The organism is Salinimicrobium profundisediminis (assembly GCF_026241755.1).
Taxonomy (GTDB): Bacteria; Bacteroidota; Bacteroidia; order Flavobacteriales; family Flavobacteriaceae; genus Salinimicrobium; species Salinimicrobium profundisediminis.
On sequence record NZ_JAPJDA010000001.1, the window covers coordinates 152,928 to 177,782 of the forward strand.

Sequence of the window (24,855 nt, forward strand, 5' to 3'; positions counted from 1 at the left end):
AGCAATATCTTATTACATTTTTATTATTACTCAGGTATTGCATCATTAGCAGATGTTGCATACAAGCCTAATAATGCCCCGGTAAAACCTCCGGCAACATTAGTGGACAGAATATCTCCGGACACAGTACCACCTAAATTCTGAAAATCTTCTCCTTTCAAAGCATAACTGAACTGATAGTCATCTTCTTCTGCTTCTACTCTCAGCTGAACCTCATCTTTATATTCAATTTCCTTACTGGCCAGTATTTTGGAAGAACCTTTTTCAGTCCTCTCCAACACTAAATAATATTTGTTGTCTTTCCTGGTTACACCAAATACATAATTAAATTTTTCACTTTGAACAGCTGTGATACCGGCTAAATCTTTTTCAGACTTTGGCTTGTAACTCATAGTAGCAGTAAAGGAAAAATCTTTGTGCTGTTGACGATGAAAAAGTGTAGAGGTAGGTTTAACTTCCTTTATATTGGTTTCAAAAGGGTTAATTTGAAGACCTTTTTTGGTGAACTTAATGAAATCTTCACGAGGCCCTCTTAATCCAACCCAACGGTAATCTAATTTATCAGAACTAAAATCCTCGGTATAAGTAAAGTTTCCATTAGGGAAATAATCACCTTCTCCGGTTTTATTTTCAACACCTTCGGGCATTTTAAGTTTTGGTTCCATGGGAACAAGACCATTTATAAAAACAGGAAACTTTCCAGACCAGTCTACCGGTAAAATAAAAGTTTCTCTTCCGGTATTTACCCTACCTTTTTCATTTGGGCGTATTGCTAAAAATACCCCCCAGTATTCACCGTCGGGTCCTTCAACCAAATCGGCATGTCCAGCCCAGTCTACTTTGTAATCCCGGTTTTGCGAAAGATATCTTTGTGTTAGGATTGGATTTGAGGGTGCAGGCTCATAAGGTCCCATTGGCTTATCACTTACAAATATCACCTCACTATGCCAACCTCCTGTACCACCTTCGGCACACATTAGATAATAAAGACCATCTTTTTTATAGATATGAGGAGCTTCAATCCAGATGGGTTTATCTGCAAGATCGACTCCTCCATCTACAATTATCTTATCAGTTCCCTCAATCACCTGATCTTTTTCCAGATCATATTCCCAAATTTTAATCACGCGATGCCCCTGGTATAGTTCTTCTCCCTGGTTTGGAGCATCATTATGGACTACATAGGCCTTCCCGTCGTCATCAAAAAAGATCGCCGGATCTATACCCTGAAAGTTCAATTTGTACGGATCGCTCCAACCTTGCATAGGATCTTTGGTTTTAACCACAATGTTTCCAAAACCACCGGCAAACTGGGTGGTGATCATATAAAACGTATCATTGTGAGGGTTATACCGAATATCCGGAGCATAAATTCCCGCACTTATACCTGTATCAAATACTTTTAACTGTGTTTTTCTATCCAGAACGTGGCCAATTTGCGTCCAGTTCACCAGGTCATTTGAATGGAAGATTGGCACCCCCGGAAAAACAGCAAAGGATGAGGAAACTAAATAGTAATCATCTCCTTTTCGGGCAATTGCCGGATCTGGATACATTCCCTGTAAAATAGGATTATAGAATTCATCCTCCTCCAAAGGATTCTCATTATACACATCATCATTCCCTTCATAAACCGCTTTGGAAAATACAGGTACATTTTTCTGCGCACTACAGCCGGTAAAGACAAAAAGGGCTAAGAGAATGGTGATTAAGAACGGTTGATTTTTTTTCATTTTAAATATTTTTATTGTTATTTCCTTACGTATCTATTCTTAATTTATTTTTCAAATTTCCAGTAATCAAAAAAGAGGATCTCACTTTGAGCCTTTCCCCGGAACACAAAATAAATATCATGGATCCCGGTTACTTCTTCCACATCTACAGTCACCAATTCCCACCTATCACTACCTCCGGTTAATGGAACTTCAAGACTTCCAATGAGTGGTCCGTCTACTGCGCCAATTCTCACCTCCATACTTACATTGCCGTTGTGAGTTGTTCCCACCCTGGCTGTAAATTGAGAAGCACCCTGCTCTCTAAAATCTACTTTTTTAACGCTAGAAAAGGCATTGTTGCGAGTGGACACAATAAAGTTCCCAACAATATCATTCTCTCTTGATTTTAAGCCTTCGGACCAGGCAATGGTCTCTGCTTCATTTTTTATGTAAGGGTTCAAGGGTTTTAGGGGTTCCTCTATACCTTTTGTCATTTGTAATTGCTGGATCGATCCGTCTTCATTGAATTTCAATTCCTCCACGGCTACAGAACGGGTAAAGCCACCTCCTCCGGGGAGGGCTCCATTGTGATAAAAAAAATAGGTTTTACCTTTATAGTCAATGACTCCGGGGTGATTTGTGAAGGCGCCTCCTTCCCGTGGCATCACCACTCCCTGATATTTATAGGGACCTGTGATACTGTTGCTTGTAGAATAGCCAATATGCTCGGGTAGAGGTCCGGCGGCAAAAAACAGGTAGTAGATATTGTTCCTTTTGTATAACCACGGACCTTCTTCATAAGTAGTGGGTCGTTGAGGATTTTCTTCACCCTCCCGTTTTCCAAATGCTTCAATTGTATTAGGGATCTTTTTAATTTCTCCATCATAGTTAATCATATCTTCATTAAGCTTTACATAATAGCATTCAGGATTTCCCCAGAAAAGATAAGCCTGACCATCGTCGTCAATAAATACAGAGGGATCTATATCTGCATTGCTATTGCTGATCAAGGGTTTTCCCAAAGGATCCAGGAATGGGCCGTACGGACTATCGGCTACCGCTACACCAATTCCATTCCTTCCATTCCTGGCAGTTATAGGCACGTATATATAAAACTTACCATGCCTCTCTTTGGCCTGGGGTGCCCAGGCATTCTGTTTAGCCCAGTCAAAATCATCATAGGCCAGTATCGTCCCATGGTCTGTCCAATTCACCATATCTTCTGTAGTGTATAACCGCCAATCATTCATAGTGAACCAGGTAGACCCGGCTTCATCGTGGGAGGTATATAAATATACTTTCCCATTATAGACCATAGGAGCAGGATCTGCAGTATAATTGGTCTGAACAATGGGGTTTTGAGAAATTCCATGATAATAAACCAATAACAGGATGAGACTCAAAACTGTTCTATTTGCAATCATAATTCTTAAATGTTTTATTTAAAATAAATTTAAATTCATCACCCCCTATTTTTCTATGGGAGACAAATATCCTGCAAACCCACCACGGCGCAAGAGTTCTACTTTTATGGAACTGGTTTTATCTACTACCTGGTGACTGATAGAAAATTCTTTATCATGATCTCCATCTGCAAATAAGCTTAGCCTGTACTTTTTATTTTCAGGTAAAAAATTAAAATTTAAAACCTGGTTCTTTACCTTTTCTTCTCCATTGATTCCGGCTATGTACCAGGTGTCCTCTTTTTTACGGGCCATGGTTACTCCCTGTCCGGGATACCCATCCAATAATTGTGTATCATCCCAGGTGACCGGTAAATCCATTAGAAAAGTTATGATTGCAGTCGGGAGGGAATTATATCCTTCTGGTCTGTCGGCCATGTGTTGCAAGGCAGATTCAAAAAGCACTCCCAGGGCCAATTCATGTCCATAAGAAGTTATATGAGGATATTGAGAGTTAGTGAAAGTTACCGGAGTGTAATCCATAGAACCAACAACATTTCTTGTGAACGGCAGGATAGTATTATGTACCGGAGCTTCATAAGTGAAATCGGGCACGTTGTTGTACCATTCGGCACCACGAACTCCTTCATAGGTCATGAGATGAGGATAAGTCCTGCCCCAGCCCCGTGGTACGAGGCTCCCATGAAATAAAACCATCATTTCAAAATCTGCTGCATCTTCCAGAATATCCATATAATAGTTGATCATATCCTGTTTTTCACTTTCAAAAAAATCAACCTTTACCCCAACAATTCCCATCTTTTTAAGTTTGGCAAACTCCTCCACCCTGTTTTCATGAGTCAACATCCTGTCTTTTGGCGTGGCTTCTACCCAGGTATGATCACCACCCGAATTATACCATATTAAAGGTTTTACTCCCTTTGAATGTATATATTCCAGGGCATCATCTAAGTCGCCGCCATTCTCCATAGCATCCCACTCCCAATCAAGTAAGGTATAAGGCCAATTCATTTCTACTGCCAAATCGGTGAATTTGCGCACCACCTGGTAATCTTTTGTTCCATGGTTATTAGACCAATAATTCCAGGATACCAGTCCGGGTTTTATCCATTCAGTATTTTCGACTAAAGATGGTGTAGAAACATCGTCTACAAGCGTTGAGGAAACAATATCATCCAGTCCGCCAATTATTATAAGTCTCCATGGAGATTTCCAGGGCAGGTTTATTGTAGGTTGGGATTCTCCCTGTTCTCTGCCATTCCAGGCGTCAGGAAATGTGAGCTTGTACTTAGAAGGTTCTTCATAATTAGTTAGTTTCGTCCCTGCATAGCTCCTCATTAAGTCAGCTTCATGAATTAAATAAAAGTAAGTGCTGTCTGGCGCCTGAAAAAGAGCAGGATAAGCCCAGTCTTTCTGCTCCCTTGCATCTTTCATTTCCCGGTAATAACCTTCATTCGCCGGATTGAATTTTTGAAGCCAGCGCCTGGAACTGTCGGGAATAGTATAGGCGGTCATTTCATCTTCTATTACAAATGAAGCTTGCTGCTTTTCAGGAAATTCATAGCGAAAAACCAGGCCGTCGTTATAGGCCCGAAGGATCAAATTCATTTTTGTTCTATCAGGCCGCTCGAAGAAAACAACTACTTCGTTAGCCGAGTTGGCTCGATGTAACCTTTTACCGTGTAGGGTAACATAATCATCATTAATTTGCTTTTTCCTCCCGGATCTTAAAAATTTCAGATCCTTTGAAAAATCCTGATCACTACGTACTAACCCTAAATCAATTTTAGGAATTACTGTTTTAACCTCCCCATTTGTCTCATAGTTAACTTCAAGATACCATTCCCCCAACTCCGCCTGCTCCTCATTCCACAACCTCACAATTACTTGTTCGTTTGGGGAGCTTAAGCTAAGTTTCTGGGAAAACGCACTTGAAGCCAGGAGCATCAAAGAAAGCAGAAAACTGGTTTTAATGACTTCTCCCCTTCTATTTATTTTCTTCTCTATCATTCAGGGTATTTAAAATTAGAGTTTTGTTTTATTGACACAATACGGCTGATAATGAAAATCATTTCTTCGGAAGAAAATTAAATCTATTCTATAGCTTCTACTCCTTCTTCAGTTTGTTCTACTTTCTGAATAGTACCGTCTTCATTGTAATGCATATAGTCTACCGCAACAGAGCGGCGGTAACTTCCACCTGTTGGCAACACTCCGTTATGGTAAAAGAAATAGTCTTTCCCTTTGTACTCAATAATCCCCGGATGAATGGTGAAACTATTCGGAGCGCTATCTGCTAATATTCCCTGATACTCCCAGGGGCCTACCGGACTATCTGAGGTTGCATATTCAATTCTTTCCCGCTCTTCTCCCTTGCTCGCATAGACCAAATAATAAATTCCTTTTCTTTTGTAGACCCACGGGCCTTCTATGAAATTCTTGGGATTATCATATTGAATAGGTCCATCTAGTTCGACCATATTATCTTTTAATTTAACAGTTTTAAGACTGCCATTACCCCAGTACAAATACGCCTGGCCATCATCATCTACAAAGACTGAAGGATCTATATCATCCCACCCATGCGGATTGTCGGTAGTCATTTCATTGTAAATCAATGCCTCTCCTTTGGCATCTTTAAACGGTCCTAATGGAGAATCGGCTACTGCTACCCCTATTGCTGCACCACCGTTACTCCTGCCGTCCTTTTTATGGAAGGTGGATACATAGAAGTAAAACTTCCCGTCCCTTTCTTCAACCTCGGCTGCATAGGCATCACCTGTTGCCCAGGAAAAATCTTTAGGAGATAATTTAGGGCCATGATTGGTCCAGTTCTTCATGTCTGTAGTAGAAAACACCAACCAGTCTTTCATTTCATAATTGGTTGAAGCTACAGATGCTGTATCATGACTGGTATACAGGTATAAAGTCTCATTATGTACAATTGGTGCCGGATCTGCCGTAAAAGGGGATTTTATAATTGGGTTTTGGGAAAAGCCTGAACCTATTGCCAAAATAAACCCGAAGCCTGTTAATATTTTTTGAATTTTCATAGTATAAATTTTTACCGTTAAACTTTTTTGATCAATTACTGCCTATCTATTGATTATTAAATATTTATGATCTAATTATTTTTAAATAACAACTGAGTGTATTGATATAAACTTCTTCTCCAGGTCAACCATTCATGCCCGGTTTCAGGTGACGAATAAAAAATATAATCGATATCCTGTCTGTCAAGCATATCTCGAAAACCGTTTACTGTTTTAAAGAATATTTCAGCTTCTTTAGTTCCTAAACTCAGGAAAAGTACCTGAAGTTTTTGCTCCATTTCCTCTGCATTACTAAAAGCACCATTTAGAAAGGTACCTGCATCCACTTCTTTATCTCCGGGAAAATTTGCTGTTCCACTAAACCCTCCGTAGTAGGCAAACTGGTCGAGATTATTCATTATAATGCTCATGGTTTGGCTGGCACCCATGGAAAGACCGGCTATAGCTCTGTGTTCACGATTGGGAATTGTTCTGAATTTCCCGTCAATTTGAGGAATGACTTCCTTTATTAGAACATCTTCAAAAGATGAACGGGGACGGTTTCCTCCAGCTTTTTCCAGATCTTCCGGTCTGTACGCATAGCCATTATCCATTACTATGATCATGGGTTCTGCATCTCCTGAAGCAATAAGGTTATCAAGAATTAAATTGGCATGTCCCTGAGAGGACCACCCGGTTTCATCTTCATAACTACCGTGCTGAAGATAAAGTACCGGATATCTCTTATCCAAATTTTCAAAATATCCGGGAGGGGTGTAGACAAAATTACGTCTCCACTGTCTTGTGATTTCAGAGAAATAAAGATTCTTAGAAACAGTCCCATGGGGAACATCTTTTAATGCATAAAATTCTTTATCCTTTGCAGGGATTTCGATCCCGCTGCCCCATCGACCCGCACCATAGTAATATTTCGATCCCGGGTCTGGCACCGAAGCACCATCTATATTTAGCTGGTAATAGTGAAAGCCTTCATCCTGTGGAGCCGATTCTCCTATCCATATCCCCTCTTCATTTTTTTCAAGGTCATACTTCACACCACCAATATCCAGCTGTACATTATTCGCTTCGGAAGCTTCTATCTTCACCCTAACCCGTCCTTCTGAATTAACTTTGGGAAATTCCTTCCCGGGTTGGTTTACCACAGAAGGTTCGAAATCCTCCACAATTTTCTCTTCCGATTGTGCAAAACTAAAGACACTGGAAAGGATAAAAGTAAACAGCAATAATTGATGTCTCATAATTACAAGATTTTGTGTTCCACAATTGCTCCTCTATTACTTAGCCTGGTTTTTAAACAGCACAGGTGCAAATCTATACAGGTCATTTCTCCACACCGGCCAGGTATGGCCACCGGGATATTCACTGTAGATATAGTTTATTCCCATATCATCAAATCTCTGCATCATAAGCTTGTTGTTCTTAAATGCTATATCTTCTTTGCCTCCCATAGATAACCAGAATACCCTAAGTTCATTATTGATCTTTTCTGAATTCTCACTCATATACTCATATTGTCCCTTAGCTATCTCATTGTCATTCGCAAACCATCCTGAACTGAACACTCCTAAATAGGAAAACATCTCTGTATTCTGTACTCCTGCATAGAGCGTTTGAAGACCTCCCATGGATAAACCGGCAAGGGCCCTGTTGTCTGCATTTCCTTTAACCCGATATTTATTTTCAACAAAGGGGATCAAGCCTTCTTTTAATTCCCTTTGAAACATTCGGAGGCCATTTTCACTAAACCCTGAACCAGGCATATTCCCGTCGGGCATGATCACCAGCATAGGTTCTGCTTTGTCTTCAGCAATAAGATTGTCGAGAATAATATTTGTCCTTCCCTGTTGAACCCAACCTCTTTCATCTTCTCCACCGCCATGATAAATATAAAGTGCCGGGTAATTTGTATTGGTATTTTGGTCATATCCAGGTGGAGTGTATACATAGAACGTCCTCCAGCTATTTAGAACCGGAGAAAAATACTGTTCCATTCTCACATCTCCGTGCGGGACATTTTTCATTTTATAATAACCATCTCCTTTAAAAGGAACTTCTATTCCGCTGGCCATTCTTCCCATTCCGAAAAACGTCTCACTATTAGGATCGGCTACTGATACACCATCAACTATAAGAGAATAATAATGAAAGCCTTCGCTCAAAGAATCGGTGGTAACTTCCCAAACACCTTCACTGTCCTTCCCCATATCATATTTACGACCTAAATCCAGTTTTACATCCCTTGCCTCAGGAGCTTTAAGACGAAAAACGGCACGACCATCAGGTAAAATTTGGGGATATTTTGAATTCCTCACATTTGTTGAGGCAGGGGTACCCAGCAAGCTGTATTCATTGAATTTTGATTCATCTACCGGCTTAAACAGGAGTTTGGAAAACATATATAGCCCGTTCTTCCAGACTTTAAAATCATGGCCTCCTGGTTCTAAATAATAAATATGCGGCACATCCTGTTTGACCAAATACTCATGCGTTCGCTGACTGAAAGGCAACAGGTTGTCATCGTCCCCACAGGAAATCCATAAAAGATTAAGTTTTTCCATAGCTTTTTGGGGCTGCGGAACTAATTCTTCCGGACTCTTAGTATTTGGCGCTGCGGAAAACGCCCCTACCCAGGAAAATGTATCCAGGTTGCCAAGACCAAAATTCAAAGTTTGACCTCCACCCATAGAAAGTCCGGCAATTGCCCTTTTTTGCCTGTTTTTGATCACCGGATAATTCTTTTCTATAAAGGGAATAAGATCATTCAGCAGGTCTTTTTCAAAATTTGCGAACGCAGCGACTTTTGTACTGTCAAAAATATTCCCCACGGCGCGATCGTCTTTCATCGCCCTTCCGTTTGGCATTACCACGATCATTGGTTCTGCCTTACCATCGGCATATAAATTGTCCAGGATCACCTGTGGATTGCCACCTCTAAGCCATTCCTTCTCATCTCCACCAATCCCATGTAAAAGATACAGAACCGGATATTTTTTATTTTTGGAAAATTTTGGCGGAGTGTAGACCAGAGCCTTTCGGTTAGTCCCTACTGTTTTTGATTTGTAGGTAATAGTATCGATCTTTCCGCGTGAGATGTTTTCTCTTCTTTGGTCAAAACCAGCAGGAGCTTCTTTTTCCAAACCTTTAAACCCCTGGGCTTCCAACATTTTCTTGCCATACCGTCTTCCAAGTTTCCGGTAACCTTCCGGTGTGAAGTGAAGATGATCATCCATCCCGTTACAACCTTCTGAAGAAACTACATAACTATTAGGAATAACTTCGGGTAACTTCGCAATGATCTCATTCATGCTGGCACATACACCCCCTTCTTCCTTACTCACCATTTCTCCGGCAAGCAGGGGCACCTTTGCAGGATCAAGGTTTAGATCCTGCATAAGATTATCATAAACCTTCTTTACCTTTTGAGGCCATAACGTGTCTCCTGTATTTGATTCCCCCTGATGCAGTAAAATGCCTTTTATTACCCCGTCCTGTTGTGCTATTTTGGCCATTTCTACCACCCGGCCATAAGGATTACCGTCATATTGCCTCACGGTATTTTTTAGCCAGTCAGGTGCAGATTCAACATACGATTCATAATTATCCTTGTCAAAAAGTTCTATTTTAGTGCCTCCTACAGAAACATTTACCACTCCGACTTTAATGTCATCCGGTAAATTTTCGATCATTTCCCTTCCGAAGTAATCGGTTGGGGTTAAGCCTGTGTTACATCTGGTAAGAGGTGGTTTAGCTGTGTACCACTCCCCTTTTTTTCGTCCTAATTCGGGGCAATCTACCGCCTGCAGCACCTTAAACCTATCGCTCAGAGCAACAGTGTCCTGGGGTTCAAACCTTGCATGTCCTTCCATATTTGACTGACCAAAGGCCAGGTAAATATGGAAATCAGAATCCTGCGCATAAGTCTGAAACATTGCAAGAAAGCATCCAATACAGAGAAGAATTTTAATTTTCATCTTTAAAAAGGTTATTTATCAGCATCAATTTTAATTATATACTTTCCTCCTTTCGAGGTGGCAAGATCATATTCATAAACTTTCATCAGGGTAGGTTTCTGCACATCAATATTTTGTGCAGTAATGGGATCTTTTATTTCTGAAACCTGATAGTAAGGATTGGAATTATTACCGGTAACATCTTTTAATCCTTCGCCAGACAATGGATGATAAGAGCGAATCCTGAAATTGCCACCCAGGATGGATTGTACGACCATAGTTTTTGGCTTGTTATTCTCCCATTCAAGATCTACTTCAAAACCTCCACGAGCTCTTAAACCTGAAACTTTTCCTTTGCTCCAGTCTGCAGGTAATGCAGGCAGAATATGAATGGCGCCATCATGGCTTTGCATCAGCATTTCGGCAATCCCGGCGGTGCAACCAAAATTTCCATCTATTTGAAATGGAGGATGCGCATCAAAAAGGTTGGGATAAGTACCGCCCTTTTCGCTATGACCTTCCTGCATTGAAGGGGTTAGCTGGTCTTTTATCAATTTGAGTGCGTGATCCCCGTCAAGTAATCTCGCCCAAAGATTCACCTTCCAGCCCATAGACCAACCGGTAGACTCATCTCCCCGGGCCACTAAAGAAGTTTTTGCAGCTTCAAATAACTCCGGATTGCGGTATGGGGAAATTTGGTTTGACGGATAGAGTCCGTATAAATGAGAAACGTGCCTGTGATCGCTATTAGGATCATCCCAGTCTTTTATCCATTCCTGCAGTTGCCCCCAACTTCCAATTTGCATTGGTGGCAATAGCTGAAGTTTTTCATTTAATTCGGCTATGAAAGCTTCATCATCTCCAAGTATTTTCGCCGCTTTTGCTGTTCTTGAAAAAAGGTCAAAGATGAGTTGATTATCCATTGTGGCTCCATAAGACAATGAGGATTCTGGATGTGCGGTTGGTGCGTGTTCCGGGGAAATGGAAGGAGAGACCACCAGCCAGTTGTTATCCGGCTCCCTGATCATAAAATCGAGGTAGAATTTAGAAGCCTCTTTTACTATAGGGTACACAGATCTCAGGAATTCTTTATCTCCTGAAAAATCATATTTATCGAATAAATGCTGGGACAGCCAGACTCCTCCCATTGGCCACATTCCCCAGTAGGAACCGTCTATTGCACCCGTCATTCGCCAAATGTCTGTATTATGATGCATCACCCAGCCTTCTGCGCCGTACATATCTTTGGCAGTCTTTCTTCCGACTTCTGAAAGCTCTTTCACCATTTGGATCAATGGCTCGTGAAATTCCGGCAGGTTCGTGATCTCGGCCGGCCAGTAATTCATTTCCGTATTAATATTTACCGTGTATTTACTGTCCCAGGCAGGAGTTAACTGGTCATTCCAAATCCCCTGCAAATTGGCGGGCTGAGTTCCCGGCCGGGAGGAGGTAATTAAAAGATAACGCCCAAACTGAAAATACAGGGAAACAAGGGCTGGATCATTTCCGGTTTTGAAATTTATGATCCTCTCATTGGTGGGTAACTTCGCAGCTTCCGTTTCACCAAGATCCAGTGATACCCGATTGAAATAGGTTTGATAATCTTGCAGGTGAGTTTTGTATATCTCTGCTGATTTCTTTTTTTCTATTGCTGAAAGATATTCCTCTGCTTTTGCTTCTTCATTAATATTTAGAACCTTGTAATTTTTAAAATTAGAAGCGATGGAAATATATAGTGTAGCACTATTCGCATTCTGAATGTTCAGAGCTTCATTTTCTGAAGTTATTTTTCCGCTTTCAGTCTGAATTTTAGAGATCGCCAGGAATTCAACTTTGCCTTCTATTCCTTCAAAATCGCTAGTTTTACCGTGTAGTTTTAATGTCCCATTTTCAGTTGAAACTTCAGCACCTCCGGGGCGATCCATCGTAGCTGTGAAATTTAATGTTCCAGGTTTATCTGCCGTAATTTCTACCACGATCACCTGATCGGGATGGGAAGCGAAAACTTTTGTTTCATAACCTACACCTCCAACTCTATAGCGAGTTGTGGTAACCGCAGTTTCCAAATCCAGTTCCCGGTAATATTCAGTGTAATTTTGATGATTCGGAAAAGATAATTTCAGGTTCCCTGCGGTTTGATAAGGCATTCCGTGGGAAGTTTTACTAATGAATTGCTGATTGACAAGCTCCTGGGCTTCTGCGCTTTTTCCTTCAAACAGAAGTTTTTGCACTTCGGGTAAATATGCTTTGGCTTCAGGATTATCATTCCGGTTAGGTTGTCCTGCCCAGATAGTATTTTCATTTAACTGAATAATCTCTTCTTGAGGATCTCCGTAAACCATTGCCCCCAATCGCCCATTTCCTACGGGAAGTGCCTCTACCCATTTTTCAGCAGGCTTATCATACCAGAGTTTCAATTGGGAATCCTGGCTCCGGGATTGAAATGGTGAGATCAAAAACAGTATTCCCAGGAATACGGAAAATCCAATACTGGAATAACTATTTGTTGAAATTTTGATCTTACCAATTCCCATATCTTCTATTTTTCAAATTGAACCCAGTCTACCTCAACTCCGGCACCGCTTTTCAGTTGTACTATCAAATCCTGAACATCCGTTATTTCAGGTTTAACCGGAGCTGAAAGAACCGCCCAATTTCCACCTTTTTGGATGGTAACTTCAGCAATCTCCTTATCGTTCTCACCGGCTAGTTTCGGCGCAATAGTGGCGCCCGTTAAAGATCTTGCCCTTATTTTGACATTTTTGGGACCTTCAGCACCAAAATCAACCCGGTTATATTTCACCCAAGCATCAGGTTTATTTAATACCACTTTCCAACCCTGGAAAGGATCAAGCCGGTCTAAAAACACCGAAGCAGCTCCATAGTTGCTTTTCGCGCTATAGCGGTCGATCTGAATTTTAGAAGTACCGGAGGTAATTCCTACTCCGCGTTTGGTTGGAATCACTTTTTTGATGTTTCCATTCTCTTCAAAGAACAAACTATCAGCGCGAATGGAACGGTTTTTATCGAAATCGGGTGAAAGATCATTATCGTGATAGAATAAGTACCACTGATCTTTATAATTTACGATGGAATGATGATTGGTCCAGGTACCCGAAACCGATTCATCCATAATGACACCCTGATGGGTAAAAGGCCCCATTGGATTATCGGAAGTGCCATATTCGAGCCTTTCAGTATTATTGGCAACGTGCGGATAGGTCATATAATAAATGGCATTTCTTTCGAAAACAAAAGGTCCTTCAATATGCCCTTTTTGAGGGATCTCCTCGAAGGTCTTTATTTCTGAATCCAGCTCCAGCATATTATCCTTCAGTTTTGCGCCATAAATTTTTCCGCGGGACCAATACAAATAAGCCTGCCCGTCTTTATCAATAAAAACATTAGGATCTATGCCTTCTACTCCTTGAATATGGTTTGGTTGTGGCTTATAAGGTCCTTCAGGTTTGTCGGCAACTGCCACACCGATTGAAAAGCCTTTTTCCCCATCTCCGGCGTCTTTGAGTCTGGTGGGAAAATAGAAGTAAAATTTGCCATTTTTGGATACCGCATCAGGCGCCCACATACTGTAAGCCTTAGGATCGGCCCAGGGAACATCTTTTTGATCCAGAATTTTTCCGTGGTCTGTCCATTCCGTAAGATCTTCCGAAGAAAACACGTGGTAATCGGCCATATTGAACCATTCGGCACGGCCTTCCCCTTTTGGTGGCACAATATCGTGGGAAGGAAATACGTATAGCTTCTCATTAAATACTCTTGCCGTAGGATCGGCAGTAAACTGATCCATAATCAGCGGATTTTGTGCAAAAGCATTTACTGACAAGAAAAATATAATCAGACTAAGAGCTATAGTTTTCGGCATTTTTGAATGTTTCATCTTAATTATTTTTTTCAGCTTCAATTTTAAAGTAATCGAAATCTACGTGACCACCTGCTTCTTTTGTGGCGTAGTTGAACAGCGCAAACCTGTAGCCCATAAAGTGCGGCAGGGTATATGACATTTTAAGCTCGTTGCCTATAGCTTTCCAGTTTTCGCCATCAAGGCTGTAGTAAAATTCTGCTGTATCTTTCCTGTCTTGAAAATCACCAACGGCCTTAAGGTAAAGCTCCTCCTGATTCAAAGGAATACTTTCCACCTCTACGGGTTCTTCGGAAGCTCCATTGACCATAATAATGTGCTTCTTGTTATTTAGCATTTTAGCCCCAACAAATCCGAAATTCTTCTGAAGTAGACCAAGCCCGGCATAATCTCCTTCCTTCATTCCGGAGAGATCAACTTTTGTAACTGCAGAACTCTTCGGACCAATGGTTCTTTGGGTAAGGGTGTTTCTGGTATTTAAAAATGAAGTATCTACCCTGTCTGTAGTTAACCTGAGAAAGCCTTCGCGGTCTTTAAGAGACCAGTAGCCATCCTGGGGATTATGGTTCCATTGCCACACCAGAGGCAAATCTCTGTCTCCTGATTTTCTGCTAAAATCATCTGAAGCCACAATTCCCGGGATCCATCCTTCATTTGCGGGTAGATCCAGGGTTTTAGGCACCTTGCCATTTTCACCTAATACAGGCCAGCCGTTTTCCCATTTTACAGGGACCAGGTAAGGAATGCGCCCCACTGCCCCGTAATCCCTAAATAAATAAGCAAACCAGTCACCTTCAGGCGTGTCGATCAAACCACCCTGTGCCACGCCTTTATCTTGAAAAGCGAGTTTCCCTTCATAAGATCCGGTAATTTTATCGGCCCGGTGAATGATCACCGTTCTCATTCCGTCTCTTGGCCAGGCGATATTGAACAAGTAATATTTTCCATTGGCCTTAAATAACTGAGATCCTTCGGCAGGTAAAATATAATTTGATCCAATAGGTTCAGTAGCGTTCTCAATAAGAACCCGCTCTGTACCTTCCTTCACTCCTGAAAGATCATCTTTAAGCTCTACTATATTTAGTTTACCTCCACCCCAAATGAGGTAAGTCTTTCCGTTGTCATCAAAAAATAAGGTGTTATCGTGAAGCGACGGGCTAAAAGAAATCTCTTCAAAAGTGCCATTTTCAATATCCTTTGTTTTGAAAATATAAGTTTTTCCTGTGGTGCTCGAAAAAGTGGAAACATAAAAATTCTCGTTATGGTAACGAAGGCTGCTTGCCCAGGATCCTCTCCCGTAGGCATTTTCTCCATTTTCCATATTCAGGGCATCAGAATCCCCCAAAGTATTGTAAGCGTAATTCACTATTTCCCAGTTCACCAAATCCCTGGATTTCATAATTGGCACCCCGGGATTCATATGCATCGTGGTGCTGCTCATATAATAGGTGTCACCAACCCTTATTATAGAAGCATCGGGAACATCGGCGTGGATGATAGGATTTTGAGCTTGCTGTTGTGCAACGACTGAATTTCCTATAAATAGACTTAAAATTATAATGAGGAGATTTCTCTTTTTCATATTCTTTATTTGAAATAGGGTTTGGCAAATTCTATAAAATATGGCCAGTTAGGGACTACAGTATGACCGCCTTCGTGTATTCTGAAAACGAGTTTACCTTCAGATAAAAACTCCCCAACTTGAGGAAATTCAGTTGTTGATAGCCCTTTTTCATCATAGATTTCATAAGCAGGGCTGGCGTAGACTCCGGCTAAAAACATCCCTTTGGCGTCTATCCAGTTTCCTTCAACTTTAGGATCTCCGCTACTGATAAAAACCGGTCGCGGCGCTGCAAGCGCAATCAAATGATGTGCATCTACCGGAAGATCTTTTGTTTCTAAAGGACCTCCGTATTTTATGAAATTCGGAGCAAACCAGTGATATTGGGAAGTAGAGACCAAATTCTCTACCTGTTCTCCAAAATTACGCCGCAGGATCTTTGTACCGCCTGCGCCGGCAGAACCTATGAATCCCACAGCGAAACGATCATCATAGGCCATAGTAACCATTGCAGCTTTCCCGTAGCGAGAAAGTCCTTCTATAGCCACATTTTCAGCATTGATTTTAGGATGATTTTCAAAATAATCAAGCGCACGGCCGGCACCCCACGCCCAGGCTTTAAGAGCGCCCCAGTCATCTAATTTTCTCGGCTCTCCTTTATTCACTAATCCGATAATTCCTTGTCGAAGTCCGGCGCCATTATCGGCCTGATAGCTTGTCGGGATCAGACTGGCATAGCCCCAATTCTGAGCCAGTAATTGTTCCTGCCAGGGTGTTTCCTGCTTGGGCTCAGGGAAAAAACCAGCCGGAAAATTCCAGTCGAATTTCAAGATTACCGGCACTTTTTTGTCTGTATTTTTAGGAAGGGTCAATGTCATCTCGATTTTAACCTCGATCTCTGGATAAGAAGAGTTATCTACCACTCCCAGAAGTTTCTCAACCTGCACCGGGTATTCACCAATTACTGAATATTTTCTGGAAACTACTTTCCAGTTTACAGCTGGGATATTTTTAGGGAATCTTCCATAGACTTCCGCATTAAAATCTTCTTTGATCTCCTGTCTCCGTTTTTCCCATTCAGAAACTGAAGTGACTTTAGATCCATCTTTAAGAACCAAAAGTTCGGGCAAGCTATAATCTACAACTTTAGATTCATCGCAATTTGCGGCATTAGGATCATTCGGATTTCCCGAAGGTCCGGGTCGCAAGGATGCTATTCCTAATTCCTTCAGCATCAGCTGATGGTCCTGCGCACTTAAACGATAAATACTGTCCCGCTCCTCCTGAGAAAACTGCGCCATCGATTGATTAACGCAGCCAAAAAAAACGATAATGACAAATAATTGTTTCATTTTAAATATTTTACAGGAGGAGAAACCTGTACTAATTTGTAATCACAAAGCCGCCCTGGGGTTGAATGGTTACTTCAAATTTTCCTCTTTTTTGTTTGATTTCTTTCTTTTCAGTTTTCCCTTTCTTAGAGTCATTAATAATATTGAATGTACTTCCTTTCAGTTCAGGAAGGGAAAAGCTCAGCTTTTTTGCTTCTTTTGACGCATTGATTCCAGCGATATACCATTGCTCCTTATGCCTTCTGGCTATTACGCTATACTCGCCCGGGTATCCTTCAATAAAAATGGTTTCATCCCAGGTGGTAGGAACGTTTTTCATAAAGTCCATGGCAAATTCCGGAGCGTCTTCTAGATTATTTGGTGTTAAAGCGAAGAATTGAACCGGCGTCTGAAATAAAACTGCAGTTGCCAGTTGAAAAGCATCAGAGGTTCTCCTAAAGTTTCCGCCGTCATTGGTTCGATTGTAGCGTTCGTTTAGAACAGTTCCGCCAAAATCCATACTTCCCACCGTATTCCTTATAAAAGGATGAATGGCAGCACTTCGGGCTTCCTGGTCATTTGCATACTGACTAAACATTAAATTTTCTGAAGCAAGAACAGCTTCAGTACTTATAAAATTAGGGTACATTACCTCCCAACCTCTTGGAATTGTGGCGCCGTGAAAGATCATCATTAACCCGTGATCATTGGCATCGGACATTATATCCTCGTAAAGCTGAATGGTCTCTTGTTTATCACCTCCCATAAAATCAACTTTCAGACCTTTTACCCCGCTTTCCTGCAACCACTGCATTTCCTTTTTACGGGTTATAGCCCGGTGCATTTTATTCCGTGGAGTCATAGGTGCGTCATTGGCAACGCCGTTGGAATTGTACCACAAAAAAACATCAACGTTCTTGCTATTGGCGTAATCAATGAGCTCTTCTATCCTGTCGTAGCCGATATTCTGGTCCCAAAGCGCATCAATCAAAATGTATTCATAACCCATTTTAGCAGCGAAATCTATGTAAGTCACCTGGTCATCATAATTCATACTTGCATCCTGCCACATAATCCAGCTCCATACACCGCGCCCGAAATTATAATCCTGTGAGGCTTCGTAAAGCGGCTTCACCACATCAAAAGGAATGGTGGTTTCCACAATTGGCTTTAAACTTTCACCAATTGTGATAGTTCTCCAGGGAGTGCTAAACGGAAGGGAAATTGCGGCTCCGGTTGATCCAAAATCATTATTTTCAGTACTATCGGGAAAAGCAATCGTATATTCCCCTTCAGCATTTGGATCGCTGAGATGAGCGCCCACGTAGGTGCCGTCCACTCCGGTTTCAGAAAGTAGCACCCAATGATCTTCGGTTTTAAATAAACCCGGAAAGGTATAACCAAGATTATTGGCAGAAGCTTTCGTAATCTCCTGATCTAAATAATAGCCCTCTTCGTAACTGGGTTTGGTACGCTGAAAACCTACCATAGATTTAGACTGAGGCGTAAGGAAACTTTTTGCCGTATTTGGAAAATTGAATCCGGTAAATTCTTTCGTCACCACGTGGGCTATGGTATCGCTGTATTTTTGAAGATGGTATCTAAACGCGATATCATTATTACTAACCTGGAAAATTACATCCATTTTTTGCCCTTTTTGAGTGGTAAAAGTGGCGGTTAGTTCCTGTGCGTTATAATTAATCTCTGAATCTTTAAGTTTTTTGGATTCATAACTCTTTTCTACGGAATTGGTTTTACTCCCTTCAAAACTTAAACCTTCAGAATAATCTGAAATATTTGTTTTTAGTCCCAGTCTGGATTTTTCCAGCACCACTTTATTATTGTAGAAAACAGAATAGGTTGGTACTCCAGCTTCCAGGTGTACTTCTAATCTTACAGCATCATCGGGACTCTGGATGGTTGCTTCCTGTGCAACAACAAACGGAAAAATGCTTAGCAGGCAGATAAATAAAAAGACTTTTTTCATTTCTAATTTCAAATTTTGTAGGGTTATTTTGCTGCAGCCAGTTCTATAAGTTCCTTCACAACAGGTTTTGGATTATTTTCACGATCGAATAGCAACGGATAATCGGTTCTTCCTCTCACCGGCCAGTTATTCTTCCAGGAATTCCCGTCATTCACTCCCCAAAGGGCAACCCTTTCAATTTTATCCTGATGTTTTAGGAACAGTTCAAAAAATTCTACATATCTCTTTGTGAATTGTTGCTCAACATCGGCTGGCAGACCATTAGGAAAGGGATTCATTTTATCTTCATACTCATAATTATCTGAGATTTCTGCGCCGGCATCACCCCAGGGTGACGGTAAGACACTAAGATCTAATTCAGTGATCATCACTTTCCCCAGGTTTCCATATGCTTCCAGACTTTTTTCAAATTCACGAATATCAGGATGGTTTAATCCAATATGTCCCTGCATTCCTATTCCATTTACGGTAATGCCCTCCTTTTCCAGCTTTTCTACCATTCTCACTACCCCGGCACGCTTTCCTGGCATTGCCATAGAATAATCATTGTAATAAAGCTGGGCTTCAGGATCGGCTTCGTGTGCAAATTCAAAGGCCAGTTTTATAAAATCTTCACCTAAAATTTGATAGAACTTGCTATTTCTATAATTCCCGTCATCTTCTATAGCCTCATTAACCACATCCCAGGAATGAATTCTGCCTTTATACCTGCCCACCACGGTATGAATATGATCTTTCATTCTTTGGGTAAGCACTTCCTTAGACACCGTATTTCCATCTTTATCGACAAAAAACCAGTCAGGAGCCTGGGAATGCCATATCAAGGTGTGCCCGTGGATATGCATATTATTTTCCTCGCCTATTTTCACAAATTCATCGGCAAGTTCAAAATTGAACTCCCCTTCTTTCGGTTGAATTCGTGCACTTTTCATAATATTTTCGGCAACAATAGAATTGAAATTCTCTGTCGCAACTTTAAGTTCTTCAGGCTGCCTTCCCATAATTTGCCAGGCATTGAGCGTAGTACCTATATAAAATTTATCTTCAAAAGCTCCTTTTAATGTTTTAACTTCAGTCTGATAAGATAAAGAATCTTTTTCCTGGCTTCTGCAATTAACAAATGTTAAACTAACACTTATAAAAAAAAGAAAAGTTAGTGCCCTGTTATTTTTCATAACGCTTGATAATGGTTAAACTTTAGTTATAGATTCTTTATTTTTTACGGTAGTACAATATGTGTAACACCAAAATTTCGGGACCTTCTGTAATAACTTAAATAAAAATCATGATCATCCTGAACCCAGAATGATCATACCTTAAATATCCGTAATTTATCTAATATTTAAAATATTCTGAAATTAATTAATATTTCACAATTTAAGATAAAAAGTTACTCATTAAAGCTTATCTACTAAACTTTTTACCTTTTGTACAATTCATTTAATTACAACCTACACTTTCCTCAGCATAATCAGCAAACCACTTTTTTGCAGCATTGGCACATGCTTCGGGATCATTATTATAAGCCACTCCCCTATAAGGATCTCCCTCATGGATAAGATTCTCGGGAGCCAGCAAGTTCCAGCTTACATTGCCACTTTCATCGGCAAGAGCTTTAAAATTGGCTCCAAAACCCCAGGCCCCGGCTTCACCTGTTACACCGCCTTCCCCCCAGGCACTATATCCATCTGGCGCCCAGTCTATCTCTGTAATAGCTATGGGTGCAAAATCTGCAACCGGTTGAATATTTTCATGCCAGTTCTTCCTAAAGGTTCCCGGATCATTATTATCCATTCCCCAATATCCCGGATAGATATGTACTGAATATCCTATGTTATTTCCCTCAATAGGATTATTTGCGTAACCTTTATAATGAGACTGATATCCAGAACCGGGAATCCATATTACATTTTGAAATCCATTTTCTCGAATCATCTCAACTAAAGGCTGAAAAAACATTTTTAATTTATCAAAATGAGGTTGAGAATTGCTTCCCCATTCTCCATTAGTACCCAGTATGTGGATAGGTTCATTCGCCAGTTCAAACATTAAGTGGTCGTAACTCTTTAACTTTTCATGACTTGAGAGATAGTTCCATACTGTTTTAAGGTATTCATGATATTCATCTCCAACATCAATCCTTTCTGGGCATACTCCGGGTGGTCTAAGGATAATATACATTCCGCGGGATCTTGCATGCTCAATTAAAGGAATAATAACATTATTAACTCCCTCTACAAACCTGTCAAAATTAAATTGGGAAATGTCATTTTCGCCACCTACTTCAGCGCCCGGTTTATTTGACCAATAAGGATCTATGTGTAAGCGTACCATATTAAGATACCAGCCGTCATTATCCTTATTGGTCAATTTATCCATGACTTTCTTATTATACTCCAGTGCTCCCTGAACATCATAATTGTTCCATCTCCATTCCCCCACATGTCCGCCGTTAAACCAGGGATTGGGAGTCATAGCTACCCCATGAAGTAAAACTTCTTCTCCACAGGAATTTTTTAAAAACCTTCCTTCTACATTTAATTTGGATGTACTTAAGGGCCATTCAAAATTCACTGATGTATCTTCTTCTGTCTCATCTTCCCCATCATCTTCCTCTATGGGGTTTTCTTCGTTAGCCTCTTCTTTCGGCAGGGACGAATCATCAGTTGAACATCTCACCAACACAAATAGCAAAATGAATAGAAATATTCCTCTTTTAAATGGGCTGGTTAAAGACATTACTTCTTATAGATTTTGAAGAGCTTCAGCAAAACTTGCATAAGCCGGTTTTCTAGAAAAATTAAGATCCCAAAGACCCTGTCTTTCGCCAGGCATCCAGTTAGCATCATCAGAACTGTCCTGTACTCCCCATACGGTTACACCGTATCGTTGATTCGCCGGTACATTTTCAGCATAACTATCCACAACATACTTATACATTTCGGCTTGTTTTGCTAACATTTCTGAAGTGGGTTCGCTACTATTTACAGCTACATCGAGTTCAGAAACCTTTACAAGTTTTCCTGTAGCCGCAAGTAAACGGAACATCTCATCAATTTTCTCTTTTGAAGTATTAATGTTGATATGCATTTGAGTACCGATTCCATCTACCGTTGCCCCCTGACTTTCAATATATTCTACAAAATCAATGATACCGCGGGTCTTGTCCAGATTATATTCAAGATTATAATCATTGATAAAAAGCAGATCCCCTGGATTACCGTATTTACGTGCCAATTCAAAAGCCTTAACAGCATAATCCTTACCCAAATAATCCTGCCAGTAGAATTCATCTGCCGCTAGTTCTTTTCCAGCACCTGTTTTTAGTTCAAAGGGATTCCCATCATCCATAGGCTCATTTACTACATCCCAGGCATGTACATAGTCTTTGGAAACTTCCATCATGCCCGCAATCCATCTTTCCATTTCGTTTGTAATAATTTCTTCCTTTTCTTCAGGTGTTTTCTCTGTACCTCCAGGGTTTACACGGGAAAGCGTTACGTCATCAATATAAACTGTTCCTGCAAACTGACCATAGTCAATAATAAATCGCTCACGGTCCTCCTTGGTTATTGTTGTCTGCAAAGTATACTCCTTCCATTCTTCCGATACATTGAATGAGCCAAGCGGATCACTGGAGTAATCAGATGGCGATTGTATCGCGGCACTAAGAGTACCGGCAGTATTTGCCTTTACTTTAAAATTCAGTACATAAGTTGACTCCATTTCCAATGTAGGTAAATCATAGGCAATCTGTGCCTCCCAGGGATTTACAGCCGAAGGATTCGTAAAGGTAAAAGCATATCCTGTATCACCAAAGCCCCCACCTTCTGCCGAGCGCTCCCTTGTAGAACCATTTCCCCAGCCAGCCCAGCCGTCGGTACCAGTTTCAAAATCAGAATTGGTAATTACGCTTGGATCCAATCCGGGACCACCACTGCCTTCCTCGTTATATTTCTTCAGGCTTATGTTATCAAAGTAATAAGTAGTGGCAACATTACCGAGGTTAAAAGCAATTGTACTTGCCCCTGCAACTTCTTCAGAGACTACAATTTTTTTGGTAAAAGTAGTCCATTCAGGTGTGGCGCTAATAGCACCAAAAAAATCCCAGTGTTTATACTCATAAGGTTGAATATGAGCCTGGGTAGCAAAAGAGGCAGCCACATCTGAGCGAACATCCATACTAAGTTCATATTCTTCCCCTACCTCCATAGGCGGAGAGAACTTTAAAAAGAACTGGCTGTCCCATTCGTTTTCCCGAGCTTCTTCATTGGTCACTTTCAATGCCCTGCCATCACCACCTGAGCCTTCTCCGTCAGCCGTAAAAGAAACAATAGCATTAGCGCTACTCTCATAATTTGCTGCTTCATCTGTTTCAAAGTAAGCATCGGTAACCACCTCCCAGATAGGTCCACCTTCTGTTTTCGTTGGTGCAATAGTGCTGTTTAGATATTCAGCATTCTGGTTAGCATGCCATACAAGAGTATGCCCGTAAACAGATAAACCAGCCGCATTTGCAGTTTCGAGAAACTCTTCCACAGCAGCCAGGTTAAGGTTCCCGTTTTTTTGTAACACGGCCCCGTGTTTCATTCCATATCCCGGAGTAACTTCTTCAAAATTTAAATTGATCAAACGATACATTAGTCCTTCCGAATTATAATCTGAAATACTAACTGCTGCGCCCAAAATAAAGTCTGAAGAATCTTCTCCTAAGTATGTCTTTAAAGCCTCGTAACTATTTAACTCCTCCTGGAGCGCTACACTTTCCGGTTTTTCGACCTGAAAGTCGAGTGGTTCATAATCTGTACAAGAGGTCACTAAAGATAATCCCAGTACACAGATACCTATTTTATATAGACTTTTCATCCCATTTAGATCTTAAATATTAAACATTTATTCGAGTACAGGAGTAAAGAGCTCCATCTCTACACCTCTATTTCTCATCACTAAAGTATCTGTTGTTGAAACCCGAAAATCATCCAAATCAACTTCATAATTGAGATAAATGGCATCCCGGTCCTGATTTCCCCAACTGTTTTCTTCTCCATCTTTTACAAATTCTCCACTACCAGTAACAGAAAAATCAGTAGAATTAGTACCAACAGTAATGGTTCCATCTTCATCAAAAGTGAGTATAAGCGGCACTTCTATATTGGTTCCATCACTGGATTTAAAAGTCACAGGAAAAAGAACTTTATTTAAAGACTGAGTAGTAAGCAGTACCACTTCATCATCAACCACAAACTCTTCACCTCTTACAATAGTTTGATCAAGATTAGCATTCCCATTCTTACCAACAATAACATCTTCTCCTCTGCGAAGGTAATACCCGTGTAATTGATTAATATATTTTACAGCGTACAGTACAAAATCTTTAGGCTGGACAGACCAATCACTTGCCACGGTTCTTCTTCCATCTGCAACTAATGGTTTTCCTGACAAAATAGAATCTGCATTTTGAACATTGGTCATTCTCACCGGAATCACATAATTTCTATGAATAGCCAATGGATCTGCAAAAAAAGCTTCGGTGAGTTGAACCTGAACACCGCCCACAATTTTCCCTTTAGGAATTATAATTTTATCGGCTACGATGTTATAGTAGTTCCCAGGCATTGATAGAATATCTCCAGCTCCTTCAAACGCTAACCCATCAACAAGGCTGTTATCTACAGTGATATCAACGGTAACATCAGCTGGATTTTCATAGACTCCCCCGGTCGTAGCCATAATCTGGAATTTCCATTCATTATCTAATGAAGTATCAAAGATATCTTCTCCCAAGGTTATGGTCCTTACAGGATATTGATGAGCGAAGTAAACCGTCTGGTATTCAAAATCGGGGAATTCCCAGTCCTCATTCTCGCATGAAGCGAACAGAATTGAGATAAATAGGAACAAGGTTAATTTAGTTATATTTTTCATGAGTTTTCATTTTAATTTTATATACAATT

General features: G+C 40.7%; 15 protein-coding genes. All 15 read right to left on the reverse strand.

The genetic code is table 11. The annotated features are described in order from the left end of the window. Positions 1-26: 26 nt before the first annotated feature. The gene (locus tag OQ279_RS00595; RefSeq protein ID WP_266067807.1) at positions 27-1,733 is read right to left on the reverse strand and encodes a glycoside hydrolase family 43 protein; all 1,707 of its coding nucleotides are present in this window, start codon (positions 1,731-1,733) and stop codon (positions 27-29) included. 44 nt (positions 1,734-1,777) lie between these two features. Then, on the reverse strand, positions 1,778-3,139 hold the full coding sequence (locus OQ279_RS00600) for a glycoside hydrolase family 43 protein (protein ID WP_266067808.1): 1,362 nt from the start codon (positions 3,137-3,139) through the stop codon (positions 1,778-1,780). Between the two features lie 45 nt (positions 3,140-3,184). Further along, a complete protein-coding gene (locus OQ279_RS00605) occupies positions 3,185-5,149 on the reverse strand; it encodes a glycoside hydrolase family 97 protein (RefSeq protein ID WP_266067809.1) in 1,965 nt (654 codons plus the stop codon). Positions 5,150-5,232: 83 nt separating this feature from the next. After that, positions 5,233-6,192 carry a glycoside hydrolase family 43 protein gene (locus OQ279_RS00610; RefSeq protein ID WP_266067810.1) on the reverse strand — a complete coding sequence of 320 codons (960 nt, stop codon included), beginning with the start codon at positions 6,190-6,192 and terminating at the stop codon, positions 5,233-5,235. 71 nt (positions 6,193-6,263) lie between these two features. Then, entirely contained in the window at positions 6,264-7,430 is a 1,167-nt protein-coding gene (locus OQ279_RS00615) for an alpha/beta hydrolase (protein ID WP_266067811.1), read from the reverse strand. A 36-nt stretch (positions 7,431-7,466) separates the two neighbouring features. Further along, complete coding sequence (locus OQ279_RS00620) at positions 7,467-10,163, reverse strand: alpha/beta hydrolase-fold protein (RefSeq protein WP_266067812.1); 2,697 nt, start codon at positions 10,161-10,163, stop codon at positions 7,467-7,469. An 11-nt stretch (positions 10,164-10,174) separates the two neighbouring features. Next, positions 10,175-12,676 (reverse strand): glycoside hydrolase family 95 protein, encoded by a 2,502-nt coding sequence (locus OQ279_RS00625; RefSeq protein ID WP_266067813.1) that lies wholly within the window; start codon positions 12,674-12,676, stop codon positions 10,175-10,177. A 5-nt stretch (positions 12,677-12,681) separates the two neighbouring features. After that, positions 12,682-13,950 carry a family 43 glycosylhydrolase gene (locus OQ279_RS00630; protein WP_266067814.1) on the reverse strand — a complete coding sequence of 423 codons (1,269 nt, stop codon included), beginning with the start codon at positions 13,948-13,950 and terminating at the stop codon, positions 12,682-12,684. A gap of 91 nt (positions 13,951-14,041) precedes the next feature. Continuing rightward, positions 14,042-15,604, reverse strand: a complete 1,563-nt coding sequence (locus tag OQ279_RS00635; RefSeq protein ID WP_266067815.1) for a glycoside hydrolase family 43 protein — start codon at positions 15,602-15,604, stop codon at positions 14,042-14,044. A 5-nt stretch (positions 15,605-15,609) separates the two neighbouring features. Beyond that, complete coding sequence (locus OQ279_RS00640; RefSeq protein ID WP_266067816.1) at positions 15,610-16,935, reverse strand: glucuronyl esterase domain-containing protein; 1,326 nt, start codon at positions 16,933-16,935, stop codon at positions 15,610-15,612. A gap of 31 nt (positions 16,936-16,966) precedes the next feature. Then, positions 16,967-18,901, reverse strand: coding sequence for a glycoside hydrolase family 97 protein (locus OQ279_RS00645; protein WP_266067817.1), 1,935 nt, complete (start codon positions 18,899-18,901; stop codon positions 16,967-16,969). Positions 18,902-18,924: 23 nt separating this feature from the next. Then, on the reverse strand, positions 18,925-20,076 hold the full coding sequence (locus tag OQ279_RS00650; protein ID WP_266067818.1) for an endo-1,4-beta-xylanase: 1,152 nt from the start codon (positions 20,074-20,076) through the stop codon (positions 18,925-18,927). A gap of 265 nt (positions 20,077-20,341) precedes the next feature. Further along, positions 20,342-21,640, reverse strand: a complete 1,299-nt coding sequence (locus tag OQ279_RS00655; protein WP_266067819.1) for a cellulase family glycosylhydrolase — start codon at positions 21,638-21,640, stop codon at positions 20,342-20,344. A 6-nt stretch (positions 21,641-21,646) separates the two neighbouring features. Further along, entirely contained in the window at positions 21,647-23,767 is a 2,121-nt protein-coding gene (locus OQ279_RS00660; protein ID WP_266067820.1) for an endo-1,4-beta-xylanase, read from the reverse strand. 27 nt (positions 23,768-23,794) lie between these two features. Further along, complete coding sequence (locus OQ279_RS00665; protein WP_266067821.1) at positions 23,795-24,826, reverse strand: DUF5627 domain-containing protein; 1,032 nt, start codon at positions 24,824-24,826, stop codon at positions 23,795-23,797. Positions 24,827-24,855 lie beyond the last annotated feature (29 nt).

What these genes read in the sequence shown, in the direction of transcription:
- OQ279_RS00610 (WP_266067810.1), bottom strand. Translation starts at nt 6,192, where the DNA reads ATGAAAATTCAAAAAATATTAACAGGCTTCGGGTTTATTTTGGCAATA.
- OQ279_RS00665 (WP_266067821.1), bottom strand. Translation starts at nt 24,826, where the DNA reads ATGAAAAATATAACTAAATTAACCTTGTTCCTATTTATCTCAATTCTG.
- OQ279_RS00660 (WP_266067820.1), bottom strand. Translation starts at nt 23,767, where the DNA reads ATGAAAAGTCTATATAAAATAGGTATCTGTGTACTGGGATTATCTTTA.
- OQ279_RS00640 (WP_266067816.1), bottom strand. Translation starts at nt 16,935, where the DNA reads ATGAAACAATTATTTGTCATTATCGTTTTTTTTGGCTGCGTTAATCAA.
- OQ279_RS00620 (WP_266067812.1), bottom strand. Translation starts at nt 10,163, where the DNA reads ATGAAAATTAAAATTCTTCTCTGTATTGGATGCTTTCTTGCAATGTTT.
- OQ279_RS00605 (WP_266067809.1), bottom strand. Translation starts at nt 5,149, where the DNA reads ATGATAGAGAAGAAAATAAATAGAAGGGGAGAAGTCATTAAAACCAGT.
- OQ279_RS00655 (WP_266067819.1), bottom strand. Translation starts at nt 21,640, where the DNA reads ATGTCTTTAACCAGCCCATTTAAAAGAGGAATATTTCTATTCATTTTG.
- OQ279_RS00625 (WP_266067813.1), bottom strand. Translation starts at nt 12,676, where the DNA reads ATGGGAATTGGTAAGATCAAAATTTCAACAAATAGTTATTCCAGTATT.
- OQ279_RS00635 (WP_266067815.1), bottom strand. Translation starts at nt 15,604, where the DNA reads ATGAAAAAGAGAAATCTCCTCATTATAATTTTAAGTCTATTTATAGGA.
- OQ279_RS00595 (WP_266067807.1), bottom strand. Translation starts at nt 1,733, where the DNA reads ATGAAAAAAAATCAACCGTTCTTAATCACCATTCTCTTAGCCCTTTTT.
- OQ279_RS00650 (WP_266067818.1), bottom strand. Translation starts at nt 20,076, where the DNA reads ATGAAAAATAACAGGGCACTAACTTTTCTTTTTTTTATAAGTGTTAGT.
- OQ279_RS00645 (WP_266067817.1), bottom strand. Translation starts at nt 18,901, where the DNA reads ATGAAAAAAGTCTTTTTATTTATCTGCCTGCTAAGCATTTTTCCGTTT.
- OQ279_RS00600 (WP_266067808.1), bottom strand. Translation starts at nt 3,139, where the DNA reads ATGATTGCAAATAGAACAGTTTTGAGTCTCATCCTGTTATTGGTTTAT.
- OQ279_RS00630 (WP_266067814.1), bottom strand. Translation starts at nt 13,950, where the DNA reads ATGGATCAGTTTACTGCCGATCCTACGGCAAGAGTATTTAATGAGAAG.
- OQ279_RS00615 (WP_266067811.1), bottom strand. Translation starts at nt 7,430, where the DNA reads ATGAGACATCAATTATTGCTGTTTACTTTTATCCTTTCCAGTGTCTTT.